The following is a 21,979-nucleotide window of genomic DNA, read 5'->3' as shown; positions in this document are numbered from 1 at the left end:
GAGCATGACCGCGACGCTCACTCCCGAGAAGTACGACGAGGTCACCGAGGCTCTCAAGGACGTCATGGACCCGGAGCTCGGGATCAACGTCGTCGACCTCGGCCTGATCTACGACCTCTCCTGGGACGACGAGAACGACGCCCTGGTCATCCACATGACGCTGACCAGCGCCGGATGCCCGCTCACCGACGTGCTCGAGGAGCAGACCGCCCAGGCGCTGGATTCGGTTGTCGACCAGTTCCGGATCAACTGGGTGTGGATGCCCCCGTGGGGTCCGGAGCGGATCACCGACGACGGACGCGACATGATGCGCGCCCTCGGATTCGCGATCTGACATGACGGCTCACGTCGTCGCTCTTCCTCCGGCGGAGCTGCGGCAGCGCACGAGCGAGAAGCAGCGGGAGCATCCGGAAGGGGTGCTCCCGCTCTTCGTCGTCCGGACGGACGAGGCGGAGGCGTGAGAGCCGGCGCTCCGGCCGCGACGATCTGGGATGCCACCCGCCTCGGGATCACGATCGGCTCGGTCGTGCTCATCTTCCTCGCCGCGATCGAGGCCCTCGCCGTCACCACGGTGATGCCCGTGGTCAGCGCGGATCTGCACGGCGAGGCGCTCTACGCGGTCGCGTTCTCGGGAACGCTCGCGACGAGCGTCATCGGCATGGTGGCGGCCGGGACGTGGAGTGACCGGTCAGGACCGCGGGCGGCGCTGTACACCTCGGTCGCGCTCTTCCTGGTAGGACTGGTCGTCTCCGGCGTCGCCCCCGACATGTACACCTTCCTCGTAGGCCGGCTCATCCAGGGGCTCGGGGCGGGCGGCCAGACCGTCGCGCTGTACGTCGTGGTCGCGCGCGTCTACCCGCCGCAGCTGCACGGGCGCATCTTCGCCGCCTACGCCGCAGCCTGGGTCGTCCCGTCGATGATCGGGCCATTCCTCGCGGGGCTCGTGACCGAGCTGCTGCACTGGCGCTGGACGTTCCTCGGGGTCGCCGTGCTCACCGCGGGCGCGTTCGTGCTCGTCGCGCAGCGCCTGAGCGGAGTCTCCCTGGAGGCGGACGCGGGTGACGCCGAGCCGGATGCCCGCTCCGCCGAGCCCGCGACCGGGGCCCCCGGGTCGTTCGCGACGCGCATGCTGCTGGCTGTCGTCGTGGCCGCGTGCGCGGTGGGCGTCGGCTTCACCGTCGAGCTGCCGTTCCGCGTCGGCGGACCGCTGGCCGTGATCGGCATCATCGTGATCGGCGCCGCGCTGCTGCCGCTGCTGCCGGTGCGCACCCTGCGTGCTGCGCCCGGCCTGCCGAGCGTCGTGCTGACCCGCGGACTCATCGCGGGCGCCTTCTTCGCCGCTGAGGCGTACATCCCGAAGCTGCTGATGGACGAGCACGGCTTCTCTCCGTCGATCGCCGGCTTGGCGCTGACCCTCGCGGCTCTCGGCTGGTCGAGCGCATCTGCAGTGCAGGGACGGTGGGGCGATCGCCTGGGCAGCCACCGCATCATGCTGATCACGTTCACGCTCCTCGTCTCGGCACTCGCCGGTGTGCTGGCCGTGGCACTCGCCTGGCGTGCGCCCTGGATCGTCGTCGTCGGGTGGGGCCTGGCGGGCGCTGGAATGGGGTTGCTCTATCCGCGCCTGACCGTGCTCACGCTCGCGTACTCGACGACCCGCGACGAGGGCTTCAACTCGTCGGCGCTGTCGATCTCGGACGCGACGGGCTCCGCGGTGGCGGTGGCCGTGGCGGGTCTGGGCTTCACCGCCCTCCCGCTGCTGGGCAGCGGCTTCGCGACCGTCTACGCCTTCGCGGCGGTTCTCGCCGTGGTGGCCCTGGTGCCGGGGCTCAGGATGGGTGCTCCGGTCCGCTGACGAGCGATGGGGGTGGCGGACAAGATCTGCCCGGCCACCCTGTAGGTGTCGTGGTGCGCCGACGGCGATGGGCTCAATACTGTGGGAATCGACAACGTCACCGCCGTTTCGGTGCACAGAGCCCACGACCCCGGAGGACCGATGACTCCCGACCGCCGTCCCCTCAGCGCTGATCTCGCGCGTATCGCCGTCTTCGCGGCTCTTGTGATCGTGCTCGGCACGGTCATGGTGCCGCTGCCGAGCGGGGTTCCGATCACGGGCCAGACGCTGGGAGTGATGCTCGCCGGACTCGTGCTGGGCGCCCGCCGTGCTCCGCTTTCGATCCTGCTCGTGCTGGCACTCGCGGCCATCGGACTGCCCGTGCTGGCCGGCGGTCGCGGCGGCCTCGGCTCGTTCGTCGGACCGACCGCCGGATACATGCTGGGCTGGGTCGCAGGGGCCGTCGTGATCGGCCTGATCGCGCACGGCGGCCGCTTCACGTGGTGGCGCGCGGCGACCGGGGCCCTCATCGGCGGCATCCTCGTCGTCTATCTCTTCGGGATCCCGGTGCAGGCCGCGGTCACGGGGGTGCCGCTCGACCTGACGGCGCTGTCGAGCGTCGCCTTCCTGCCCGGCGACCTGATCAAGGCGACGCTGGCGACCGTGCTCGCGGTCGCCCTGCGCCGGGCATATCCCCGCGCGTTCCCGAAGGCCGCCGGCGCACGCGCGGCCGCGGGTGCTGCCGGCACCGGCGCCGTCGCCGCGCAGTGACCGACGCGCACATCGCCTTCGACGACGTGTCCTGCGTGGTCGACGATGTTCCCATCCTGCGCAGCGTCACGACGCGGCTGACCGCGCGCCGCACCGCCGTGATCGGCGCGAACGGCTCGGGGAAGTCGACGTTCGCTCGCATGATCAACGGACTGCGTCAGCCCACATCGGGCACCGTGCGCGTGCTGGGGCTCGACTCGGCCGCGGAAGGGGCGCGGGTGCGATCACGTGTCGGATTCGTGTTCACGAACCCCGAGGCGCAGATCCTCATGCCGACGCCCGCCGAGGATCTGGCGCTCTCCCTCGGCTCCGTGCCGCGAGCGATGCGTGCGACGCGCGTCGAGCAGATCCTCGAGCAGTACGGGCTGGCGGGGCGAGGAGATCAGCCCGTCTCCGAGCTGTCGGGTGGCCAACGGCAGCTGCTGGCGCTGGCCGCCGTGCTGTGCACCGACCCGCAGCTCGTCGTCGCCGACGAGCCGACCACCCTGCTCGACCTGCGCAACGCCCGCCGGATCGCCGACCTGCTTCTGGGGCTTCCGGTGCCCACCGTGATCGTCACACATGATCTCGATCTCGCAGCGCGCTGCGACGAGGCGGTGCTCTTCGACGACGGGCGGCTGATCGCGATCGGCGCGCCCCCCGGAGTGATCGAGACGTATCGCCGGCTCAGCGCATGATCTCGCTGTATCAGCCCGGCGACAGCATCCTGCATCGGATTCCTGCGGGTCCGAAGCTGCTCGCTCTGGCGCTGAGCGCTCTGGTGATCTCGACCGTGCGTCCCGGCGCGGCAGGGACGCTCGTGCTGCTCGGCGTCGCCTCGGTCGTGCTGCTCGTCACGGGCGCCGGGGTGCGGGGTCTGCTCCTCGCCTGGTGGCGTCTGCGCTGGCTCATCCTCGTGCTGGGCGGCGCACTCGTCGTCTTCGTCAGCCCCGCCGCGGCGGTGCAGAACACCGGGCGCGTGGTGGCGCTGCTGCTGCTGGCGGAGGCCATGACGAGGACGACGAGGACCAGCGACCTGCTCGACGTGCTGCGCCGGCTGTTCCGGCCGCTGCGCGCGTTCGGTGTCGACCCCGAGACCCCGGCCCTCGCCGTCTCGCTGACCATCACCATGGTGCCCGTGCTCGCCGGCCTGCTCGAGCAGGTGCGTGACGCGCAGCGAGCCAGGGGAGTGCGGCTCGGCGTGCGTGCCGCCGTACCGCTGCTCGTACTCGCGATGAAGCATGCCGACGACGTCGGCGACGCGCTCACGGCAAGAGGGATCGGCCGCTGACGCGGCCGATCCCTTTTGCGGGTCACACGGCGGCTCCCGGCCGTGGGCGGTGAGGGCTCTACGCCGTCGCGAGGCGAGACTCCAGGGCGGTCGCGGCGGCGCGTGCCGGTGCGGGCACTGCGGTCAGCGCGAGGGCGACCAGCCAGACACCGACCGCGAGGGCGGCGGTGACGGGTGACGTCCCGACGACGAGCAGGCCGACCACCGCTGCGGCGGCCAGCAGCACGCCCGCCGCGGTGACCGCCGCCGGCGCCGACGAGCGGGTCAGGCGCACCCGCTCCATGCGGGCGAGGGGCAGGGCGATGAGAGCGGTGACGCCCAGCGCGCAGATCAGCCAGACAGGGCGCGTGAGCCACCACCCGGTGGTGTCGGGAGCGGGCAGCACGATGCCGGTCGCGCCGGCGACCAGGGCGCACAGGCCGGCGAGCGCGAGCAGCACGGGCATGTGCCACAGGTAGATCGTCATCGCGCGCGCGGACACGAACCGGGTGAAGGCGCTGGCCAGCGGTCGCGTGGCGACCTGCGACAGTGCCGGTCGCAGCAGCGAGAACAGGAGCGTCTGGATCACGCCCACGAGGATCAGGGCGGTGGTGGGCGGGTTGGTGTTGGCGATGAGATCCGGAGAGAACCATCCCGCGGTGAACGAGCAGGCGAGCAGCGCGGCCGCGGCGACCGCGGCTCCGGTGCGCACCCCGCGACCGAGGGCGTCGATGCGACCGTCGGCGAGCACGAAGCCGAGCTGCTGCATCGCGAACCACACGAACACCAGGTTCAGGAAGCCGATTCCATCGATGCCGCTGACCGCACCCATCACGTCCACTGCCGCAGCGGCTGCGGTCAGAGCCGCGAGAGTGCCGAGCGGCGCGCGCTCGTGGAGTGCGGCCATGGCCGGCAGCAGGGCCTGGCACAGCAGGAAGACGCCGAGGAACCACAGCGGCTGACCGTAGCGGTAGCCCGCCATCTCGACCAGCGCGGGCGCGACATCGGCGCGCTGCAGCGTCCACAGGAGCGCGCCCGCCGCCGCCACGGCGACGACGGCGGGGATGAGCAGCCGCCGCATCCTGTCGACGACGAACGAGCTCGTGTCCGCTCCACGCCGGCGAGCCGCGCGCAGCGCTGTGAGACCGGAGAACCCGCCGATGACGAAGAACAGGGGCATGACCTGCAGCATCCAGCTGACGGGCACCAGCCAGGTGCCGGTGTCGCCGGCGTTCTCGAAGACCGGACCCGAGGAGGTGACCGTCACTCCCACCATCAGCGAATGCAGGACCACGACGGCGCCGATGCAGAGCGCGCGGACGAGGTCGATGGCGGGGTCGCGGTGGGAGGTGGCAACCGGAGGGGGAGTGGTGAGCGTCATGCTCCGCACGCTAGGGAGGCGGTACCCGCGCGCTCATCCCGCCGTGGTGCCGTCCGCCTCGATACTGCGGTATGAGAGGGCGCTCAGGCGGCGGGTTCGACGAGCCCGGCGTCGTACGCGAAGATCACGGCGTGCACGCGGTCGCGCAGCGCGAGCTTGGCGAACACCTTGCCGACGTGCGTCTTGACGGTCTGCTCCGCGATGAAGAGCTCGGAGCCGATCTCGGTGTTCGAGCGCCCTCGGGCGATGAGGGTGAGAACGTCGCGCTCGCGCTCCGTCAGCTCCTGCAGAGCGGCCTGCGCATGCGGGGGCCTGGGGCGGCGAGCGGCGAAGTGCTCGATCATCCGACGGGTGACACGCGGCGACAGCAGGGCATCGCCCTGCGCGACGACGCGTACCGCGCTGACGAGCTCGTCGGCGAGGGCATCCTTGAGCAGGAAGCCGCTGGCTCCGGCTTCCAGCGCGTCGTACACGTAGTCGTCGATGTCGAAGGTGGTGAGCATCAGGATCCGAGGCACCTTCGCAGCGGGGTAGGCAGGACCGAGGATGCGCCGGGTGGCCTCGATGCCGTCCAACTCGGGCATCCGGACGTCCATCAGGATGACATCCGGATCGAGCCGCGCCGAGAGCCGCACCGCCTCGGCGCCGTCGGCCGCCTGCCCGGTGACGCGGATGCCGTCATGCGCGTCGAGCAGCGCGGCGAAGCCGGCGCGGACCATGGCCTGATCGTCGGCGATGAGGACGTCGATCGTCATCGGGCTCCCTCTGTGAGTGCGGGGTCGAAGTGGCGGGGGATGCGGGCGCTGACGCGCCACCCGTCGGCGTCCGCACCCGCGGTCAGCTCGCCGCCGAGCAGCTCGGCCCGTTCGATCATGCCCCGGATGCCGTGACCTGCGCCACCGCCGCCGGATGCCTCGCGCGCCGCGTTGCGCACGAGGATCCAGACGCTCTCGGCATCCGTGGTCACGGACACCGAGATCGCGGAGTCGGGAGCGTGACGCAGGGCGTTGCTCAGCGACTCCTGCACGATGCGGTACGCCGCGATCTGCGCCGCGGACGACACATCGCCCTCCACCTCGTATTCGAGGTCGACTCGAGCCCCGGCACGGCGGGTCGATTCGGCGAGCGCCGGGATGTCGTCGATGCCGCGCTGTGGTGCGAGCTCGGCGGTGTGGTCGTCGGTGCGCAGGATGCTGAGGATGCGCCTCATCTCGCCGAGCGCTGCGCGCGCCGATGAGCCGATCGAGTCGAACTCCTCGATCGCGCCCGCGGACAGGCCGTCCACGCGGTAGCGGGCGGTGGAGGCCTGCACCTGGATGAGTGACATGCTGTGCGCCACTACGTCGTGCAGCTCCCGGGCGATGCGGGTGCGCTCCTCGGCGAGCTCACGTCTGGACTGCTCGACCGCGGCGTGTTCGCGCTCATGCGTGAGCGCCGTGTTCAGCCGGCGGCGCGCGGCGAGAAGAGACCCGATCAGAAGGGCGGCGGCGGCGATCGATCCGGCCACGATGAGGTCGACTTCGACGGCCGCGGGATCTGCCGCGCCGGGGCGCACCAGGGGCACAGCGAGCGACCCGAGATACACGAGCAGCATCGCCGCGAGTCCGAAGCGCCAGCCGCGCAGCATCGCGACCACCAGGACGAACAGGGTGAAGGCGAGCATCGCCGGAACCGACCACGGCCACGGCCAGATGAGGCCGTCATCCGCACGAGCTGCGAGCGGCAGCGTCCATGCGGCGATCGCGAACACGGCCACGGCTGTGCGCGGCCACCGGGATGCCAGCGCCGGCGCGACGCATACTCCGGCGCCGATGAGGAAGGCCAGCGGCACGGCGACCGCGTACAGCGTCGCATGGATCGGCACGAGCACGGCGTACAGCGCGACGCTCGCGGTGCCGATCAGCCAGCGCGTGACCGCTCGCCGCGACGGGCGGCGGATGGGACTCATGACCGCCATCCTCGCATCGCTGCCCTCAGCGGCGCCGCGCCGGTCGGGCCGGCCACAGGGACGACGCAGAGGAAGGTGAGGGGAGGCATCGTCCCACGGTACGAGCAGGCCCGACTGCTCCGCATCCCTCTGCGGTATCAGAGGCCCTCCCACCCTGGAGGGGCGCTCAGCCGCCCGCGAACTATACTGGGAGGCTGGCCCTTCGGCCACTCTCCCCCCTACGAACGGATACCGCTGTGCTCGCCGTGCATGACCTCGAGATCCGCGTCGGAGCACGCGTGCTCATGTCGGACGTCTCGTTCCGGGTCGCCGCCGGCGACAAGATCGGCCTCGTCGGCCGCAACGGCGCCGGCAAGACCACGCTGACGAAGGTGCTCGCCGGCGACCTCCTCTCCGCCGAGGGCAAGGTCGCCCGATCGGGCGAGATCGGCTACCTCCCGCAGGATCCGCGCATCGGCGATCCCGAGATGCTCGCGAGAACCCGCATCCTCGACGCGCGCGGTCTCGGCACCATCCAGCTCGGCATCGCCACGGCCTCGCACGACATGGCATCCGACGACCCCAAGATCGCCGAGCGCGCCATGCGGAAGTTCGGCACCCTCACCGAGCGCTTCGAGGCGCTCGGCGGCTACGCCGCGGAGGCCGAGGCGGCATCCATCGCGAACAACCTCTCGCTGCCGGACCGCATCCTCGATCAGCCGCTGAGCACCCTCTCCGGCGGTCAGCGCCGGCGCATCGAACTCGCGCGCATCCTGTTCTCCGACGCCGACACGATGATCCTCGACGAGCCCACCAACCACCTCGACGCCGACAGCGTCGTGTGGCTGCGCGAGTTCCTGAAGAACTACAAGGGCGGGCTCATCGTCATCAGCCACGATGTCGAGCTCGTCGGCGAGACGGTCAACCGCGTGTTCTACCTGGATGCGAACCGTCAGGTCATCGACATCTACAACATGAACTGGAAGAACTACCTGCGCCAGCGGGTGGCCGATGAGGAGCGCCGCAAGAAGGAGCGCGCGAACGCCGAGAAGAAGGCCACCCAGCTGCAGCTGCAGGCCGCGCGGTTCGGCGCCAAGGCATCGAAGGCCGCCGCTGCTCACCAGATGGTCGCCCGCGCCGAGAAGCTGCTCTCGGGCCTCGACGAGGTGCGCCAGGTCGACCGCGTCGCGAAGCTCCGCTTCCCCAAGCCCGCACCGTGCGGGAAGACCCCGCTGATGGCATCCGGTCTGTCGAAGTCGTACGGCTCGCTCGAGATCTTCACCGACGTCGATCTCGCGATCGACCGGGGCTCGAAGGTGGTGGTGCTGGGGTTGAACGGCGCGGGCAAGACCACGCTGCTGCGTCTGCTCGCCGGCGTCGACCAGCCCGACACGGGTCAGCTCGAGCCGGGTCACGGCCTGAAGATCGGCTACTACGCGCAGGAGCACGAGAACCTCGACGTGAAGCGGTCCGTCCTCGAGAACATGATCTCCGCGGCTCCCGATCTGAACGAGACCGAGGCGCGCAAGGTGCTCGGTTCCTTCCTCTTCACCGGCGACGACGTCCACAAGCCCGCCGGCGTGCTCTCCGGTGGCGAGAAGACGCGTCTGTCGCTCGCGACGCTGGTCGTGTCATCGGCCAACATGCTGCTGCTCGACGAGCCGACGAACAACCTCGACCCCGCCTCCCGCGAGGAGATCCTGGGGGCGCTCGCGCACTACGAGGGTGCGGTCGTGCTCGTCTCGCACGATCCGGGAGCAGTCGCGTCGCTCAACCCCGAGCGCGTGCTGATCCTGCCCGACGGCGTCGAGGACATCTGGAGCAAGGAGTACCAGGACCTCATCGAGCTCGCGTGAGCCTTTAGGGTGGAGTGAGTGTGTCGTCAGTCGACGAGACCATGCGATGAGGAGGGCACGCGTGATCCCGTACAGTGAGCGGACTCGAGTTCTCGTGGTGATCGGAACGAGACCAGAGGCGATCAAGATGATCCCGGTGATCAGGGCGCTGCAGGATTCTGGGACCTTCCGGCCTGTGGTGATCTCCACCGGGCAGCACACCGACCTCGTCGACACTTTGATCCACAGCGTCGGGATGAGGGTGGATGCCAATCTGCGTGCCTCCGAGGCCGTGGACGGCGTGCGCCCCACCCTCAATAAGGTGTTCGCCCGTGTGATGGTCGGAATCGACCGGGTGTGGGCGAGCGATACCGTGCCCGACGAGTACCTCGCCGACGGACGTCGCAGCGTGGGAGGCGCGGTCGCGTGCCTCGTGCACGGCGACACGAGCTCGGCCGCCGCCGCTGCACTGGCCTCGTTCAACCTGCAGATCCCCGTCGTGCACGTCGAGGCCGGACTGCGCACGTCCAACCTGCTCTCCCCCTTCCCCGAGGAGGGCAACCGGCAGCTGATCTCCCGCATCGCCGCACTGCACCTGGCCCCGACCACGCAGAACAAGATGAACCTCGTGCGCGAGGGCGTCGACTACGACCGAATTGTCGTGACGGGCAACACCTCGATCGACATGCTGCAGTGGGCGTCCGAGCAGGAGGGCGGTTTCGGGCAGGGACTCGAAGCGCTGGAGGTCGACGAAGCGCATCCCCTCGTGCTCGTCACCGCGCACCGTCGCGAGAACTGGGGCGAGGGACTGGCGCGGATCGCCGCAGCGGTGCGCCGCCTGTCGGAGAGCCACGCGCACGCCCGCTTCGTCGTTCCCATGCATCCCAATCCCGTCGCCCGCCAGCCGCTGCTCGACGCGCTCAGCGACTGCGACAACGTCCACCTCGTCGAACCGCGCGAATACGCGGACTTCGCCCGGCTCATGGTCGCCGCGCGGCTGATCATCACCGACTCGGGCGGAGTGCAGGAGGAGGCTCCGTCGCTGGGCACACCCGTGCTCGTCGCGAGGGACACCACCGAACGAGGCGAGGGCGTGCAGGCGGGCACGCTCGTGCTCGTCGGCACGGACACCGACCGCATCGTGCGCGAGGCGACCGTGCTGATCGACGATGACCTCGAGCACGCGCGCCGTGCCGCTCGGTCGAACCCCTACGGTGATGGCCGGGCCTCGGAGCGCATCGTGCAGGCGCTCGAGAACGTGCTGCGCGACGGACCGGCTCCGCAGGAGCTGAGCGGGGACGGCCTGCGCATGGCCGTGCGTCGCAGGCTCGGGTTCGAAGACGCCGCCGCCGCTGCCGGGAACTGACGTGAGCTGGGCGGCATCCAGCCAGTGGTTCGGCGAGATCGTCGACTTCGTCTCGCACATCTACGACGGACTGCCCATCTGGGCGCTGCCGATCTTCCTCGTCGCCGTCGTCCTCGTGGCGATCTCGACCATCTCGCTGTTCATCCTGGGCATCAGGGCGAGTTCGCAGCTGCGTCGAGCCGCGCGAGCCGATGCATCCGGTGCTGACCTCGCGGGGGAGCACGAGTACCTCTGGGTGTTCATGGTGCCCGCGCTCAACGAGGAGACAGTCATCGCCGACTCCGTGGGCCGCCTCACCGAGGTGCAGGTCACGCACAAGCGGATCCTGGTGATCAACGACGGGTCCGACGACGGCACCGGCGAAGTGCTGGCGGGGATATCCGAACCCGACCTGACCGTGCTGACCCGGGTGGCGCCGAACGCACGGCAGGGCAAGTCCGAAGCCCTCAACGACGCCTGGCGCTACCTGCACCGGGTGGTGCTCGGAGAAGGCCGCTATCGTGGGTGGGACCCGGCTCGCGTGATCGTGACGATCGTCGACGCCGACGGCCGGCTGGATCGGATGGCGGGGCGCGCGGCACGGTTCTTCGACGACGAGCGGGTCGGCGGCGTGCAGTCGCAGGTGCGGATCTACAACCGCGGTGGTCTGGTCACCGTCGCGCAGGACCTCGAGTTCGGGGTCTTCGGAACCGTGTTCCAGCTCGGACGCACCGGCTGGGGGACGGCGAACATGGGCGGCAACGGTCAGTTCAACCGGCTCGCAGCACTGGACGACATCGCGGTGGAGGACGCGGAAGGACGCATCGGACCGTGGCGCGCCGGACGGCTCACCGAGGATCAGGACATCGGACTCCGCCTGATCCAGGCCGGCTGGCGGGGCGCGCAGTCATCGAAGGTGATCATCGAGCAGCAGGGACTGCACTCGCTGCGCGCCCTCTACCGTCAGCGCACGCGATGGGCGCAGGGCGGCTGGCAGGTGCTCGATCTGCTCGGACCGACGGCGCGCAATCGGCATGTCGGCTTCGGACCGAAGCTCGATCAGCTCTGGTATCTGCTCACCCCGGTCGTGCAGGCGTGGGTCGGGCTCTCGGTGGTGCTGAGCATCGTGTTCCTCACGACCGGCATCTCGCGACCGCCGCTGACCGTGTTCATCGTCGTGCTCGCGTACGTGTTCTCCGCCATGCCCGGCGTGATCGGGGTGCTTCTCGCGCGTCGGCGCAGCGGGGTCGGCGAGTTCTTCGTCGGCCTGCTTCTCGCGCACCTGTACCTGATCTACTCCTGGCTGATCTACCCGGTCGTCTACCGTTCGCTGCTGCGTCAGCTCACCGGCTCGAAGAGCTGGGCGAAGACCAAGCGCGAGGCCATCGCCCCCGCGGAGGCGGGCCCCGCGTCCGCGGCGGCCTGAACGGCCCCGCACACAAAGCCGGCGCGGAGCCGAGTCTGTCAGCGAGAGGCGGCGTCGAGCAGGGCGTCCTCGTCGTCCGCATCGCGGTCGCGGCGGCGCGGCTCCCGTGCCGGGCGCTCTCCGGCATCCTCCTTCGCCTTCACGATCTCGATGCGGATGACGTAGCCGATGAACGCGAAACCCATGATGGCGAACAGGATCCACTGGATCGCGTACGACAGGTGCGGGCCTGGGTCGTCGGTGGGTGAGGTGAAGCCGCCCAGGGCGGACGTCGCGGCCGGGTCCTCGGAGACGAGCTGCCCGTAGGCGCTCGTCACGAGCGACGGGTTGACCCGATCGGCGATCGTCGGCAGGTGGATGGTGGGCACCTGGCCCTCGGGCGCGCTGCGCCCGGACGAGGGAAGACGCTCGCCAGGACGCAGTCGCACCACCACGGTGCTGTCTCCGTCGGGGGGAGCGGGCACCGTCTTCGGCACGCTGTCCTCGCCGGGGGAGATCCAGCCGCGATCCACCAGCAGCACGAGGCCGCTCTCATCGCGGAAGGGCACGAGCACCTCGAACGCGCTAGTGCCGCCGTGCGGTCTGTTGCGCACGAGAAGCTGCTCGTCGGGGAGGTACTGCCCGCGCAGCAGCACCGGATGCCATTCATCCGCCAGCGCAAGTGCTCCCCCCGCATCGAGCAGATCGGCGACGGGCACGGGTTCCGCGTCGTAATTGCGCTCCACGAGCGCGATCTGCTCCGCGCGCGATTCGTTGCGGTCGAACTGCCACTGCGACAGGAACGCGCACGCGATGGCGAAGCCGATGGCGACGAGCAGATACACGCCCCAGCGCATCAGACGACTCACGCAGGGATCCCCTCGTGCACGGCGACCGGGAAGTCCCTGGCCCTGAGGTAGTCGCTCAGGAATCCTACGTGCGCATCGCACGCGAGCCAGATCTTGCGCCGATCCTCTGCGTGGATGCGGGGGTTCCGCCAGACGATGTGGTGTGTTGCGGGTTCACGGCATTCGGCCCGCGCACATTCGAGTTCGGCGGTCATCGCTCGCCGGCTTCGCGGTCGTCGTGTCTTTCGATGATCGTGATCACGTCCGGTTCTGCGCTGATCGGGTCGGGGGCGGATGCGCGTGGCGCTTCGAGCTGTGCGGTGGGCGACTCCACGGCGCTGGGCGTGCTGTCGCTGCCCGCGTTGGCGTAGACCACGGCGATGTAAGGAAGGAAGATCGCCGCGACGGCGAATGCCCACGTCCACCACCCGAGCGGCTGCACGAGGACCATGAGCAGGAAGCACACGGTGCGGATGACCATCGTCAGCGCGTAACGGCGCACGCGGTGGTCTGCCTCGGCCTGCGGCGACTGCGGCAGGGAGGTGACAGCGGGGGCCCGGCGCTTCTCTTTCACGGTGCTTCCAGCCTACGCCGCGCCCAGCACGCCGGACGCCGTCCGGTGTGGTCGCTCTCGGTAGGATTGCCTGCGATCCGATACCCAGTCAGGAGCCCCCATGAGCGCTGAGCGCGTCGTCCTCGTCACCGGCGGAAACCGCGGCATCGGCCGTGCCATCGCCGAACGCTTCGTCCGCGACGGATATCGCGTCGCCGTCACGGCGCGCAGCGGTGAGGGCCCGGAGGGCACGCTGACCGTCCGCGCCGACGTCACCGACGCCGCCGCGATCGACGCGGCGTTCACCGAGGTCGAGCAGCAGCTGGGCCCGATCGAGATCGTCGTCGCCAACGCCGGGATCACCAAGGACACCCTTCTCATGCGCATGAGCGAGGACGACTTCGACAGCGTCGTCGCGACGAACCTCGGCGGCACCTTCCGCGTCGTCAAGCGGGCGTCGAAGGGCATGCTGCGTGCGCGCTTCGGCCGCGTCATCCTCATCTCCAGCGTCGTCGGCCTGTACGGCTCGGCCGGTCAGGTCAACTACTCGGCATCCAAGAGCGCGCTGGTCGGCTTCGCCCGCTCTCTCACCCGTGAGCTGGGCGGGCGCGGGATCACCGCGAACGTGGTCGCGCCGGGCTTCATCGAGACCGATATGACGGCGGAGCTGCCGGAGGACACGCAGAAGCAGTACAAGGCGAGCATCCCCGCCGGACGCTTCGCGACGCCCGACGAGGTCGCCGGCGCCGTCGTGTGGCTCGCGGGCGACGACGCGGCGTACATCTCGGGAGCCGTCATCCCGGTCGACGGTGGTCTCGGGATGGGCCACTGAGGCCGGCCCGGAGCCCATTCCGCTGGGCGACGGTCACCGGTCGACGGCGGCCACCAGCAGCTCGGCCAGCCGATCCGGCACGGTGAATTGCGGCCAGTGGCCGGAGCCGATCTTGACCACCTCGGCGTTCGCGATGGCCCGGTACTCCCGGCCGAAGGCACCCCAGTCGTCCGCCTCGGCGTCGACGCGCGCCTGATCGTACGAGCCCATCAGCATCGTCACCGGAATGCCGTGCCGGCTCTCATGCGTGAGGGCGATGGGGTCGCTCGGGACGTGAGCGGGCACGCTGTGCGTCAGCGGAAGCGTGCGCGCGCGGGTCTCGTCGTCGATGTCGTACACGTCCTCATCGGGGAAGAAGTCCCAGCCGGGGAAGGGGACGACGCCGTCGACGAGCGGGAAGTCGCTGATCTCGCGCCCCGGCGCGGGCGGAATGGTGTCGACGAACACGACCCGTCGCACCCGCTCCGGGCGGGCGTCGGCTGCGCCCCAGACGACGTTGCCGCCGCCCGAGTGACCGACGAGGACGACGGGACGCTCGGCCTCGTCGATCTGCCGCACGACCGCGTCGATCCACTCCGCCATGCCGATGTCGGATGACGCGGCGGCAGGCTCGCCCACCCCTGGCATCGTCAGTGCGAGCGGTCGGTGTCCGGCGGCGCGCAGCGCGTGCACGACCGGATCCCAGGAGGACGCGTCGAGCCAGAGACCGGGTACGAGGATGATGTCCATGCGCAGACGCTACGCGCCGGCGCCGACATCGTCCAGCATCGGCCGGGCAGGCGGACGCCACTCAGGGCAGCAGCGGGATGATCTCGGACAGGTCCTGTGGACCGACCACGAGCGACGCCGCTGCGCGCACGGCGGGCTTGGCGTTGAACGCGATGCCGAGTCCGGCGACGGCCATCATCTGAAGGTCGTTCGCGCCGTCGCCGATGGCGATCGTGGCGCGAGAGTCGACGCCCAGCTCGGCGGCCCATTCCTGCAGCGATGACGCCTTGGCGGCAGCATCCACGATCTCGCCGTCGACGGCACCGGCCAGCAGCTCTCCGTCGAGCAGCAGCCGGTTGGCGCGCCAGCGGTCGACGCCCAGCCCGGGCGCGACGTGGTCGAGGATCTCGTGGAACCCTCCGGACACCACGCCGACCACACCGCCGCGCTCATGCACCGCGGCGGTCAGATCGCGCACGCCCGGGGTCGGCTCGATGCGCGCGCGCACGCGGTCGAAGGCGGTCGTCGGCACGCCGCGCAGTGCTTCGACGCGAGAACGCAGGCTCGTCGCGAAGTCCACTTCGCCGCGCATCGCCGCCTCGGTCGCCGCCTGCACCTCGGCACGGCGACCCGCCTCGTCGGCGAGCAGTTCGATCACCTCGTTGCGGATGAGGGTGGAATCGGCATCGAGGACGACGAGGAATCGCGCAGCGGTCACCCGTCGAGCGTAGCGGTCAGCGAGTGATGCGAACGCCCTTGCCCACGACGGTGATGCCCGAGTCGGTCACGGTGAAGCCGCGCTCCAGATCCCGCTCGCGATCCACCCCGACGGTCGCGCCGTCCTCGAGGATGACGTTCTTGTCGAGCACTGCCCGGCGCACTCGCGACCCCAGTCCCATGTGCACGTTGTCGAGCAGCACGGAGTCCGTGATCGTCGACCCTCCCAGAGCGACGCCACGCAGCCCGATCACGCTTCGCTCGATGTGCGTGCCCGAGAGCACCGAGCCGGCGGCGACGATCGAGTCGATCGCGTTGCCGATCCGGCCGACGGCGTCTCGCACGAACTTCGCCGGCGGCATGTTGACGTTCTGCGTGCGGATCGGCCAGTCGGTGTTGTACAGGTTGAAGATCGGCAGCGTCGAGATGAGGTCCATGTGGGCGTCGAAGTACGAGTCGATGGTCCCGACGTCGCGCCAGTACGAGCGGTCGCGCGGCGACGAGCCGGGAACGTCGTTCTGCTTCATGTCGTAGTAGCCGGCTTCGCCGCGCTGGACGAAGTAGGGGATGATGTCGCCGCCCATGTCATGCCCGGAGGAGGCTGATTCGCCATCCGCCTCCACCGCCGCCACGAGGGCGTCGGCGTCGAAGACGTAGTTGCCCATCGAGACGAGGACTTCGTCGGGGGAGTCGGCGAGGCCGACGGGGTCGGCCGGCTTCTCGAGGAAGTCGCGGATGCGTCCCGTCTCGGGGTCGGCGTCGATCACGCCGAACTGCGAGGCCAGGGCGATCGGCTGACGGATGCCCGCGACGGTCGCCGGAGCGCCGGATGCGATGTGCGCGTCGATCATCTGCTGGAAGTCCATGCGGTAGACGTGATCCGCGCCGATCACGGCGACGATGTCGGGCTTCTCGTCGTTGATGAGGTTGAGGCTCTGCAGGATGGCATCCGCGGAGCCCGAGAACCACCGCTTGCCGAGGCGCTGCTGCGCGGGCACGGAGGTGACGTAGGAGTCGAGCAGCGCCGACATGCGCCAGTTCTGCGAGACGTGCCGGTCAAGGCTGTGCGACTTGTACTGCGTCAGCACGACGACCTGTCTGAGGCCCGAGTTGATGAGGTTGGATATCGCGAAGTCGATCAGCCTGTACTGGCCGCCGAACGGCACCGCCGGTTTGGCTCTGTCTGCGGTGAGTGGCATGAGCCGCTTGCCCTCACCGCCGGCGAGGATGATCCCGAAAACCTTCTTTGGAGCCGACATGCGTCCACCATAGAGCGCCCGGCGGCCGATGTACTACCGTGCAGACATGCGAGTCGACATCATCACGAAGGAATATCCGCCGGAGATCTACGGCGGTGCCGGCGTGCATGTCGCGGAGCTCGTGGCGGCGCTGCGCAGCAGCATCGACGTGCAGGTCCGGGCGTTCGGGGCGGAGCGCGCAGAACCGGGGACGCAGTCGTATCGCACGCCGTCGGAGCTTGCCGGAGCGAACCCCGCCCTGCAGACCCTCGGCACGGATCTGGTCATGGTGGGCGACGTCGCCGGCGCCGACCTCGTGCACAGTCACACCTGGTATGCGAACTTCGCGGGACATCTCGCGTCTCAGCTGCACGGCATCCCGCACGTGCTCACAGCGCACAGCCTCGAGCCGCTGCGCCCGTGGAAGGCCGAGCAGCTCGGCGGCGGCTACGCCGTCTCGAGCGGCATCGAGCGGCTGGCCTACGAGAACGCCGCCGCCATCGTCGCGGTCAGCGACGGGATGCGCCGGGACATCCTGCGCAGCTACCCGCAGGTCGACCCCCAGCGCGTGCGCGTCATCCACAACGGCATCGACGTCGAGCGCTGGCGTCCGGTCGAGAACGCCGAGTTCCTGGCGAGCATCGGCATGGATCCGTCGCGTCCGTCGGTGGTCTTCGTGGGCCGCATCACCAGGCAGAAGGGACTGCCGTATCTGCTGCGGGCAGCCCAGCTGCTGCCGAAGGACGTGCAGCTCGTGCTCTGCGCCGGCGCTCCCGACACTCCCGAGATCATGGCCGAGGTGCAGGAGGGGGTTCGCCTGCTGCAGCAGACGCGAGAGGGCGTGATCTGGATCGAGCGGATGCTGCCGCGGGACGAGCTGTCTGCGATCCTCGCCGCCGCCACCACATTCGTGTGCCCGTCGGTCTACGAGCCGCTGGGCATCGTGAACCTCGAGGCGATGGCGTGCGGTGCTGCGGTCGTCGGCACCGCCACCGGCGGCATCCCGGAGGTCGTCGACGACGGCGTGACCGGCCGGCTGGTGCCGATCGAGCAGCTGCAGGACGGCACCGGAACGCCCGTCGACCCCGAGCGCTACGTGTCGGATCTCGCGGCCGCGCTCACCGAGGTGACGGGTGATCCCGCACGGGCACGGCAGTACGGCGAAGCCGGACGAGAGCGAGCCCGCAGTCAGTTCAGCTGGGGCGCGATCGCCGACACCACGCGCGCGCTGTACGAGGAGCTGACGGCCTGAGCGGATAGGCTGACATCATGTCGAGCGCTCTGGATCTCACCGATGTCGTCGTGCGTCGTGAAGGCCGAAACATCGTCGACCGGGTGACCTGGTCTGTGTCCGAGGATCAGCGGTGGGTGGTTCTCGGGCCCAACGGCGCCGGCAAGACGACGCTGCTGCAGCTCGCCGACACGCTGATGCACCCGACGTCGGGAACCGTGACGATTCTCGGGGAGACCCTCGGGCGCACGGACGTGTTCGAGCTGCGTCCGCGGATCGGCTTCGCCTCCTCGGCGATGGCTCGCCGCATCCCGCGCGACGAGACCGTGCTGAACACGGTCATGACCGCCGCCTACTCGGTGACCGGCCGCTGGAACGAGGACTACGAGGCCGTCGACGAGCGTCGCGCCCGGCGCGTGCTGGCCGACTGGCGCTTGGAGCACCTCGCGGAGCGTCTGTTCGGCACGCTCAGCGATGGTGAGCAGAAGCGCGTGCAGATCGCGCGTGCGGTGATGACCGATCCGGAGCTGCTTCTGCTCGATGAGCCCACCGCGAGCCTCGATCTCGGCGCACGCGAGGAGCTGCTGCAGCTGCTCGGTGGCTACGCCGCCTCGCCGACCACGCCGGCGATGGTCATGGTCACCCACCACGTGGAGGAGATCCCCGTCGGCTTCACTCACGTGCTGCTGCTGCGCGACGGCGGTGTCGTGGCGGCCGGCCCGCTCGCCGAGACGCTGACTGCGGAGGCGCTCACCGAGGCGTTCGGCATGCCGATCGCGCTCACGCAGGACGGCGGCCGCTACGCCGCGCGCGCTGCCTGAGTGGTGTAAAGTAGACCCTCGGTGCGATCGCACCGCAGACTTCCCTCGTCTCTGGCAGAATCCAGGGCACCACGTAAGGAATCCCATGAAGACTGACATCCACCCCGAGTACCAGGCCGTCGTGTTCCGCGACCTCGGCTCGGGCGAGACCTTCCTCACCCGCTCCACCGTCACGAGCGACAAGACGATCGAGCTGGACGGTGTGGAGTACCCCGTCCTCGACGTCGAGATCTCGTCGGCTTCGCACCCCTTCTACACGGGCAAGCAGCGCATCATGGACTCGGCCGGTCGCGTCGAGAAGTTCAACCAGCGCTTCAAGAACTTCGGCGGCTCCTCCAAGTAAGCAGCCACCACGAGGGCCCCGCTCCGGCGGGGCCTTCGTCGTACCCGCATCCGGTCGTCGGCAGCTGTCGGACCCGCGCGGCTTCACCCGCGAAGGGGCGCTTCAGCCGCGAACGGGCCAGGTGCCGTCGAGGGGCTGGTCCGGCTCGATCCGGCCGATGCTGACGAAGTACTCGGTGAGGCTCGCCGCCTGGTGTCGCGCCCACCCGATCTGCCTGGTGTGCAGCTCGGCGGCCGAGCGGGGCAGCGCGAACTCCCGTGCGATCGCGAGTGCCACCCGCCCCGCCGCGACGGCATCCGCTGACGCCTGATGCGCGTCATCCAGCAGAACCGCGTAATGGTCTGCGACGACGGTGAGCGTGCGCTTGCCGGGGCGGTACCTGTCGAACGCCTTGTCGATCACCAGCGGGTCGATGACCGGCGAGGGAGCCTCCAGCTCCGGGATGCCGTGGCGGCGCGCCTCGTGCGCGAGAAGCGAGAAGTCGTACGAGGCGTTGTATGCGACGATCGGCAGTCCCTGCGCGAACAGCGCCCGGAGGGCGTGCACGATCTCGGCCACCACCTCTGCGGCGGGGCGACCGTGCGCCCTGGCATGCTCGGTGCTGATCCCGTGGACGGCCGCCGCGCCGTCGGGGATGGGCACTCCGGGGTCGGCCAGCCAGTCACGTGCGGCGAGCTCTCTGCCGTGCCTGTCGAGCACCCCGACGTGCGCGGTGACGATGCGATCCTCCGTCACGTCGACGCCGGTCGTCTCGAGATCGAACACGCCCACGCGGGTGAGCCAGGCCGGAGCATCGAGCGGAATGGTCATGGCCACACCATAGGAGTGGGCGCCGACACTGCAGAATGCGCGACGACCGCGCAGGGTCACTACGCTGTGCTGGTGACCTGGACGGTGTGGCTCTCGCTGCTGGCAGCATGCGTGGTGATCAGCTTCACACCCGGGGCCGGCGCCATCAACACGATGAGCAACGCCCTCGTGCAGGGCTGGCGTCGCTCGCTCTGGGGCGTGCTCGGCCAGCAGGTGGCACTCATCGTGCATGTGGCGATCGTGGCCGCAGGGGTGGGGCTGCTCGTCTCCCGGTCGCCGGTGCTGTTCGGGCTCATCCGGTACGCGGGTGCCGCGTATCTGGTCTACCTCGGCGTGCGGCTCATCCTCACGCGGCCGGAGGCGCAGAACCTCGGTCCGGCCGTGCGGGTGCGCGAGAGAGCCTGGTCGATCTTCCGGCGCGGCTTCTGGGTGAACCTCCTGAACCCGAAGGCGGTCGTGTTCTTCCTCGCCTTCGTGCCGCAGTTCGTGAGACTGGATCGAGAGCCGCTGCCGCAGTACCTCGTGCTCGTCGGCACCGTGGTCGTCGTGGACATCCTGGTGATGTGGTTCTTCTTCGCCGCCGCTGCCAAATCCTTCCGGCGGTTCACGCAGGACGCGCGTGGCCAGCGCATCCTGAACACGGTGTTCGGCGGGCTCTTCATCGCCATCGCCGCTCTGCTGCTGTTCCTGCACTGACCGCGTCCCGGCGTCGGCGGCATCCCGCACAACCGGTGTTCCTGCACCGATCGCTTTCCCCTCGAGTTCTCCACCGTCACCGCGAAACCGGCTCCTGAGGTCCCGCGTCGGCGTGCACTCTGGTCGAACCCGGGCTCGTCCCGGCAACGAAGGAGCACCCTATGAGCATCACCAACGACGTCCTGACCATCGCCGGGAACATCGGCAACGATCCGATCAGCAACGAGACGCGCAGTGGCAAGGCGGTGATCAACTTCCGCGTGGCGACGTCGTCGGGCTACTTCGATCAGCGCACCGGCGCCTGGGTCGACGGCGTCACCAACTGGTACGCGGTGTCGGCGTTCGGCAAGCTCGCCGAGCACGCGAGGGCGTCGCTGCACCGCGGCGATCCCGTCGTCGTCGTCGGGCGCCTGCGTCAGAAGGAGTGGGAGGCGAACGGCAAGAAGGGCATCGACGTCGAGCTCACCGCCGATGCGATCGGCCACGACCTGCGTCGCGGCACGAGCGCGTTCGTGCGTCGCCCGCGCCCTGAGCAGGTCAGCGTCGCGCCCGCTGGCGACGAATCACCGGTCTTCGACGAGCCCAGCGAGGCCGATCAGGATGCCTGGGCCGGCGCGGGCCTGCGGCTGACCGCAGAGGCGGGTTCCGGTGACGCTTCCGGCGAGTCCCACGATGACGCTCTGACCCTCGCGTGACGTCCGGCGGGACGGGGACGGAGATCCGAGCGCCTAGACTCTAGGCGTGCGTCACAGGTCCTCCGTCTCCGTCCGGCGGGGCGCGCAGTCCTGCTGGCTGCTCGGGGGTGCGGGAGCCCTCGTGCTCGCGCTGACGGCCTGTGGCTCGATGACGGCTCCTGCCACGCCGTCCGTCACCCCGTCGCACCCGTCCGCGACACCCGAGATCAGCGTCGCACCCTCTGCCGCACCGACCGGGGCGGATGCTGCGCTCGCCTCCTTCGCCGAGGTCACCGCACGCGTGTGGGCATCGGACTCGCGTGCGCAGGGACGCGCCTACATCGACGCGCTCGAGCAGGCGGGCTTCGCCAAGGACTCGATGCAGGTCACTGCCGACCGCAGCACAGTCGGCAACGCCGCGGAGAGCCTGCAGTTCTCGGTCGCGTGGGATGACACGCAGTGCCTGGTGGGTCAGGTCGGGCCGTCGACCGGCGAACCCGTCACCGCGGTGCTCCCACGACTGGCTGACGGTGCCTGCCTCGTGGGCGGAACCCAGCCGATCGACTGGTGATCGACCGCTCTGGGGGCCTGCGCGGCGCCTGAGCGCGGCCGCACGCCTCGACCGGTAGGCTGGGAAGCCGAGCCGACCGGACGGGGCAGCGCCCCGTGATCGGCCGCACACACTTCGCGCATCCGGCACCCGGCATGCGCTGCGCCGGACCACGGGCGCTGAGACAGGTCTTCCAGAGGAGCGGTGAAGG

The 21,979-nt window shown here is 69.9% G+C and carries 25 protein-coding genes; 16 read left to right on the top strand and 9 right to left on the bottom strand.

The features are described 5' to 3' along the window. Window positions 1-4: 4 nt before the first annotated feature. The 6 genes from ACIPV2_RS06545 (at window position 5) to ACIPV2_RS06520 (ending at window position 3,875) form a co-directional block, all read left to right on the top strand. Window positions 5-334, top strand: a complete 330-nt coding sequence (locus ACIPV2_RS06545; RefSeq protein WP_099196638.1) for a metal-sulfur cluster assembly factor — start codon at window positions 5-7, stop codon at window positions 332-334. A gap of 1 nt (window position 335) precedes the next feature. Further along, window positions 336-461, top strand: a complete 126-nt coding sequence (locus ACIPV2_RS06540) for a hypothetical protein (protein WP_400839512.1) — start codon at window positions 336-338, stop codon at window positions 459-461. Beyond that, window positions 458-1,855 carry an MFS transporter gene (locus tag ACIPV2_RS06535; protein WP_400839510.1) on the top strand — a complete coding sequence of 466 codons (1,398 nt, stop codon included), beginning with the start codon at window positions 458-460 and terminating at the stop codon, window positions 1,853-1,855. The genes ACIPV2_RS06540 and ACIPV2_RS06535 overlap by 4 nt, the downstream gene beginning before the upstream one ends. Before the next feature lie 141 nt (window positions 1,856-1,996). Continuing rightward, window positions 1,997-2,605, top strand: coding sequence for a biotin transporter BioY (locus ACIPV2_RS06530; protein ID WP_400839508.1), 609 nt, complete (start codon window positions 1,997-1,999; stop codon window positions 2,603-2,605). Beyond that, window positions 2,602-3,282: an energy-coupling factor ABC transporter ATP-binding protein gene (locus ACIPV2_RS06525; protein ID WP_400839506.1), complete on the top strand. Its 681-nt coding sequence runs from the start codon at window positions 2,602-2,604 to the stop codon at window positions 3,280-3,282. Before ACIPV2_RS06530 ends, ACIPV2_RS06525 begins: the two co-directional genes overlap by 4 nt. Further along, window positions 3,279-3,875 (top strand): energy-coupling factor transporter transmembrane component T family protein, encoded by a 597-nt coding sequence (locus ACIPV2_RS06520; protein WP_400839504.1) that lies wholly within the window; start codon window positions 3,279-3,281, stop codon window positions 3,873-3,875. The genes ACIPV2_RS06525 and ACIPV2_RS06520 overlap by 4 nt, the downstream gene beginning before the upstream one ends. A 58-nt stretch (window positions 3,876-3,933) precedes the next feature. Here the strand turns inward: ACIPV2_RS06520 and ACIPV2_RS06515 are convergent, their stop codons facing one another. From ACIPV2_RS06515 to ACIPV2_RS06505, 3 genes are all read right to left on the bottom strand, one after another. Further along, on the bottom strand, window positions 3,934-5,235 hold the full coding sequence (locus ACIPV2_RS06515) for an acyltransferase (protein WP_400839502.1): 1,302 nt from the start codon (window positions 5,233-5,235) through the stop codon (window positions 3,934-3,936). Between the two features lie 83 nt (window positions 5,236-5,318). Beyond that, window positions 5,319-5,990 carry a response regulator gene (locus ACIPV2_RS06510; protein ID WP_400839500.1) on the bottom strand — a complete coding sequence of 224 codons (672 nt, stop codon included), beginning with the start codon at window positions 5,988-5,990 and terminating at the stop codon, window positions 5,319-5,321. After that, on the bottom strand, window positions 5,987-7,183 hold the full coding sequence (locus ACIPV2_RS06505) for a sensor histidine kinase (RefSeq protein ID WP_400839498.1): 1,197 nt from the start codon (window positions 7,181-7,183) through the stop codon (window positions 5,987-5,989). Before ACIPV2_RS06505 ends, ACIPV2_RS06510 begins: the two co-directional genes overlap by 4 nt. Before the next feature lie 236 nt (window positions 7,184-7,419). Here ACIPV2_RS06505 and ACIPV2_RS06500 point away from each other — a divergent pair, with 236 nt between their 5' ends. The 3 genes from ACIPV2_RS06500 (at window position 7,420) to ACIPV2_RS06490 (ending at window position 11,768) form a co-directional block, all read left to right on the top strand. Further along, entirely contained in the window at window positions 7,420-9,018 is a 1,599-nt protein-coding gene (locus tag ACIPV2_RS06500) for an ABC-F family ATP-binding cassette domain-containing protein (protein WP_101186731.1), read from the top strand. Between the two features lie 61 nt (window positions 9,019-9,079). After that, entirely contained in the window at window positions 9,080-10,363 is a 1,284-nt protein-coding gene (gene wecB / locus ACIPV2_RS06495) for a non-hydrolyzing UDP-N-acetylglucosamine 2-epimerase (RefSeq protein WP_400839496.1), read from the top strand. Between the two features lies 1 nt (window position 10,364). Beyond that, window positions 10,365-11,768: a glycosyltransferase gene (locus ACIPV2_RS06490; protein WP_400839494.1), complete on the top strand. Its 1,404-nt coding sequence runs from the start codon at window positions 10,365-10,367 to the stop codon at window positions 11,766-11,768. A gap of 38 nt (window positions 11,769-11,806) precedes the next feature. On the opposite strand, the gene ACIPV2_RS06485 is transcribed toward ACIPV2_RS06490, so the two are convergent. Beyond that, a complete protein-coding gene (locus ACIPV2_RS06485; RefSeq protein ID WP_400839945.1) occupies window positions 11,807-12,604 on the bottom strand; it encodes an SURF1 family protein in 798 nt (265 codons plus the stop codon). A 202-nt stretch (window positions 12,605-12,806) separates the two neighbouring features. Further along, window positions 12,807-13,169: a DUF3099 domain-containing protein gene (locus ACIPV2_RS06480; protein WP_400839492.1), complete on the bottom strand. Its 363-nt coding sequence runs from the start codon at window positions 13,167-13,169 to the stop codon at window positions 12,807-12,809. A gap of 100 nt (window positions 13,170-13,269) precedes the next feature. Here ACIPV2_RS06480 and ACIPV2_RS06475 point away from each other — a divergent pair, with 100 nt between their 5' ends. Next, complete coding sequence (locus tag ACIPV2_RS06475) at window positions 13,270-13,980, top strand: beta-ketoacyl-ACP reductase (protein ID WP_101186725.1); 711 nt, start codon at window positions 13,270-13,272, stop codon at window positions 13,978-13,980. A gap of 33 nt (window positions 13,981-14,013) precedes the next feature. Here the strand turns inward: ACIPV2_RS06475 and ACIPV2_RS06470 are convergent, their stop codons facing one another. The 3 genes from ACIPV2_RS06470 to glgC form a co-directional block, all read right to left on the bottom strand. Continuing rightward, entirely contained in the window at window positions 14,014-14,709 is a 696-nt protein-coding gene (locus ACIPV2_RS06470) for an alpha/beta fold hydrolase (RefSeq protein ID WP_400839490.1), read from the bottom strand. A gap of 61 nt (window positions 14,710-14,770) precedes the next feature. Further along, entirely contained in the window at window positions 14,771-15,406 is a 636-nt protein-coding gene (gene serB, locus ACIPV2_RS06465) for a phosphoserine phosphatase SerB (RefSeq protein ID WP_400839488.1), read from the bottom strand. Between the two features lie 16 nt (window positions 15,407-15,422). Beyond that, window positions 15,423-16,664 (bottom strand): glucose-1-phosphate adenylyltransferase, encoded by a 1,242-nt coding sequence (gene glgC / locus ACIPV2_RS06460; protein WP_101186722.1) that lies wholly within the window; start codon window positions 16,662-16,664, stop codon window positions 15,423-15,425. 46 nt (window positions 16,665-16,710) lie between these two features. Between glgC and glgA the strand changes: the two genes are divergently transcribed. The 3 genes from glgA (at window position 16,711) to ACIPV2_RS06445 (ending at window position 19,038) form a co-directional block, all read left to right on the top strand. Further along, entirely contained in the window at window positions 16,711-17,895 is a 1,185-nt protein-coding gene (glgA, locus tag ACIPV2_RS06455) for a glycogen synthase (RefSeq protein ID WP_400839486.1), read from the top strand. Between the two features lie 17 nt (window positions 17,896-17,912). Continuing rightward, window positions 17,913-18,695, top strand: coding sequence for an ABC transporter ATP-binding protein (locus tag ACIPV2_RS06450; protein ID WP_101186721.1), 783 nt, complete (start codon window positions 17,913-17,915; stop codon window positions 18,693-18,695). A gap of 85 nt (window positions 18,696-18,780) precedes the next feature. Further along, complete coding sequence (locus tag ACIPV2_RS06445; RefSeq protein WP_101186720.1) at window positions 18,781-19,038, top strand: type B 50S ribosomal protein L31; 258 nt, start codon at window positions 18,781-18,783, stop codon at window positions 19,036-19,038. 102 nt (window positions 19,039-19,140) lie between these two features. On the opposite strand, the gene ACIPV2_RS06440 is transcribed toward ACIPV2_RS06445, so the two are convergent. Continuing rightward, the gene (locus tag ACIPV2_RS06440; protein WP_400839483.1) at window positions 19,141-19,848 is read right to left on the bottom strand and encodes a 3'-5' exonuclease; all 708 of its coding nucleotides are present in this window, start codon (window positions 19,846-19,848) and stop codon (window positions 19,141-19,143) included. 72 nt (window positions 19,849-19,920) lie between these two features. Between ACIPV2_RS06440 and ACIPV2_RS06435 the strand changes: the two genes are divergently transcribed. From ACIPV2_RS06435 to ACIPV2_RS06425, 3 genes are all read left to right on the top strand, one after another. Beyond that, the gene (locus ACIPV2_RS06435; RefSeq protein ID WP_400839481.1) at window positions 19,921-20,544 is read left to right on the top strand and encodes a LysE family translocator; all 624 of its coding nucleotides are present in this window, start codon (window positions 19,921-19,923) and stop codon (window positions 20,542-20,544) included. Between the two features lie 161 nt (window positions 20,545-20,705). After that, window positions 20,706-21,239: a single-stranded DNA-binding protein gene (locus ACIPV2_RS06430; RefSeq protein WP_400839479.1), complete on the top strand. Its 534-nt coding sequence runs from the start codon at window positions 20,706-20,708 to the stop codon at window positions 21,237-21,239. 46 nt (window positions 21,240-21,285) lie between these two features. Then, a complete protein-coding gene (locus tag ACIPV2_RS06425; RefSeq protein WP_400839477.1) occupies window positions 21,286-21,789 on the top strand; it encodes a DUF6993 domain-containing protein in 504 nt (167 codons plus the stop codon). Window positions 21,790-21,979 lie beyond the last annotated feature (190 nt).

The organism is Microbacterium sp. NPDC089987 (genome assembly GCF_044748505.1).
GTDB lineage: Bacteria > Actinomycetota > Actinomycetes > Actinomycetales > Microbacteriaceae > Microbacterium.
The sequence above is the reverse complement of the archived record's forward strand: the minus strand, read 5'-3'. Positions and strand labels throughout refer to the sequence as shown.

Bases quoted from the DNA above. Each gene is read 5' to 3' on its own strand.
- ACIPV2_RS06430 (WP_400839479.1), top strand. From the start codon at position 20,706: ATGAGCATCACCAACGACGTCCTGACCATCGCCGGGAACATCGGCAAC.
- ACIPV2_RS06505 (WP_400839498.1), bottom strand. From the start codon at position 7,183: ATGAGTCCCATCCGCCGCCCGTCGCGGCGAGCGGTCACGCGCTGGCTG.
- ACIPV2_RS06445 (WP_101186720.1), top strand. From the start codon at position 18,781: ATGAAGACTGACATCCACCCCGAGTACCAGGCCGTCGTGTTCCGCGAC.
- ACIPV2_RS06530 (WP_400839508.1), top strand. From the start codon at position 1,997: ATGACTCCCGACCGCCGTCCCCTCAGCGCTGATCTCGCGCGTATCGCC.
- ACIPV2_RS06440 (WP_400839483.1), bottom strand. From the start codon at position 19,848: ATGACCATTCCGCTCGATGCTCCGGCCTGGCTCACCCGCGTGGGCGTG.
- ACIPV2_RS06470 (WP_400839490.1), bottom strand. From the start codon at position 14,709: ATGGACATCATCCTCGTACCCGGTCTCTGGCTCGACGCGTCCTCCTGG.
- ACIPV2_RS06540 (WP_400839512.1), top strand. From the start codon at position 336: ATGACGGCTCACGTCGTCGCTCTTCCTCCGGCGGAGCTGCGGCAGCGC.
- ACIPV2_RS06475 (WP_101186725.1), top strand. From the start codon at position 13,270: ATGAGCGCTGAGCGCGTCGTCCTCGTCACCGGCGGAAACCGCGGCATC.
- ACIPV2_RS06520 (WP_400839504.1), top strand. From the start codon at position 3,279: ATGATCTCGCTGTATCAGCCCGGCGACAGCATCCTGCATCGGATTCCT.
- ACIPV2_RS06515 (WP_400839502.1), bottom strand. From the start codon at position 5,235: ATGACGCTCACCACTCCCCCTCCGGTTGCCACCTCCCACCGCGACCCC.
- glgC (WP_101186722.1), bottom strand. From the start codon at position 16,664: ATGTCGGCTCCAAAGAAGGTTTTCGGGATCATCCTCGCCGGCGGTGAG.
- ACIPV2_RS06510 (WP_400839500.1), bottom strand. From the start codon at position 5,990: ATGACGATCGACGTCCTCATCGCCGACGATCAGGCCATGGTCCGCGCC.
- ACIPV2_RS06485 (WP_400839945.1), bottom strand. From the start codon at position 12,604: ATGCGCTGGGGCGTGTATCTGCTCGTCGCCATCGGCTTCGCCATCGCG.
- ACIPV2_RS06545 (WP_099196638.1), top strand. From the start codon at position 5: ATGACCGCGACGCTCACTCCCGAGAAGTACGACGAGGTCACCGAGGCT.
- glgA (WP_400839486.1), top strand. From the start codon at position 16,711: ATGCGAGTCGACATCATCACGAAGGAATATCCGCCGGAGATCTACGGC.
- ACIPV2_RS06450 (WP_101186721.1), top strand. From the start codon at position 17,913: ATGTCGAGCGCTCTGGATCTCACCGATGTCGTCGTGCGTCGTGAAGGC.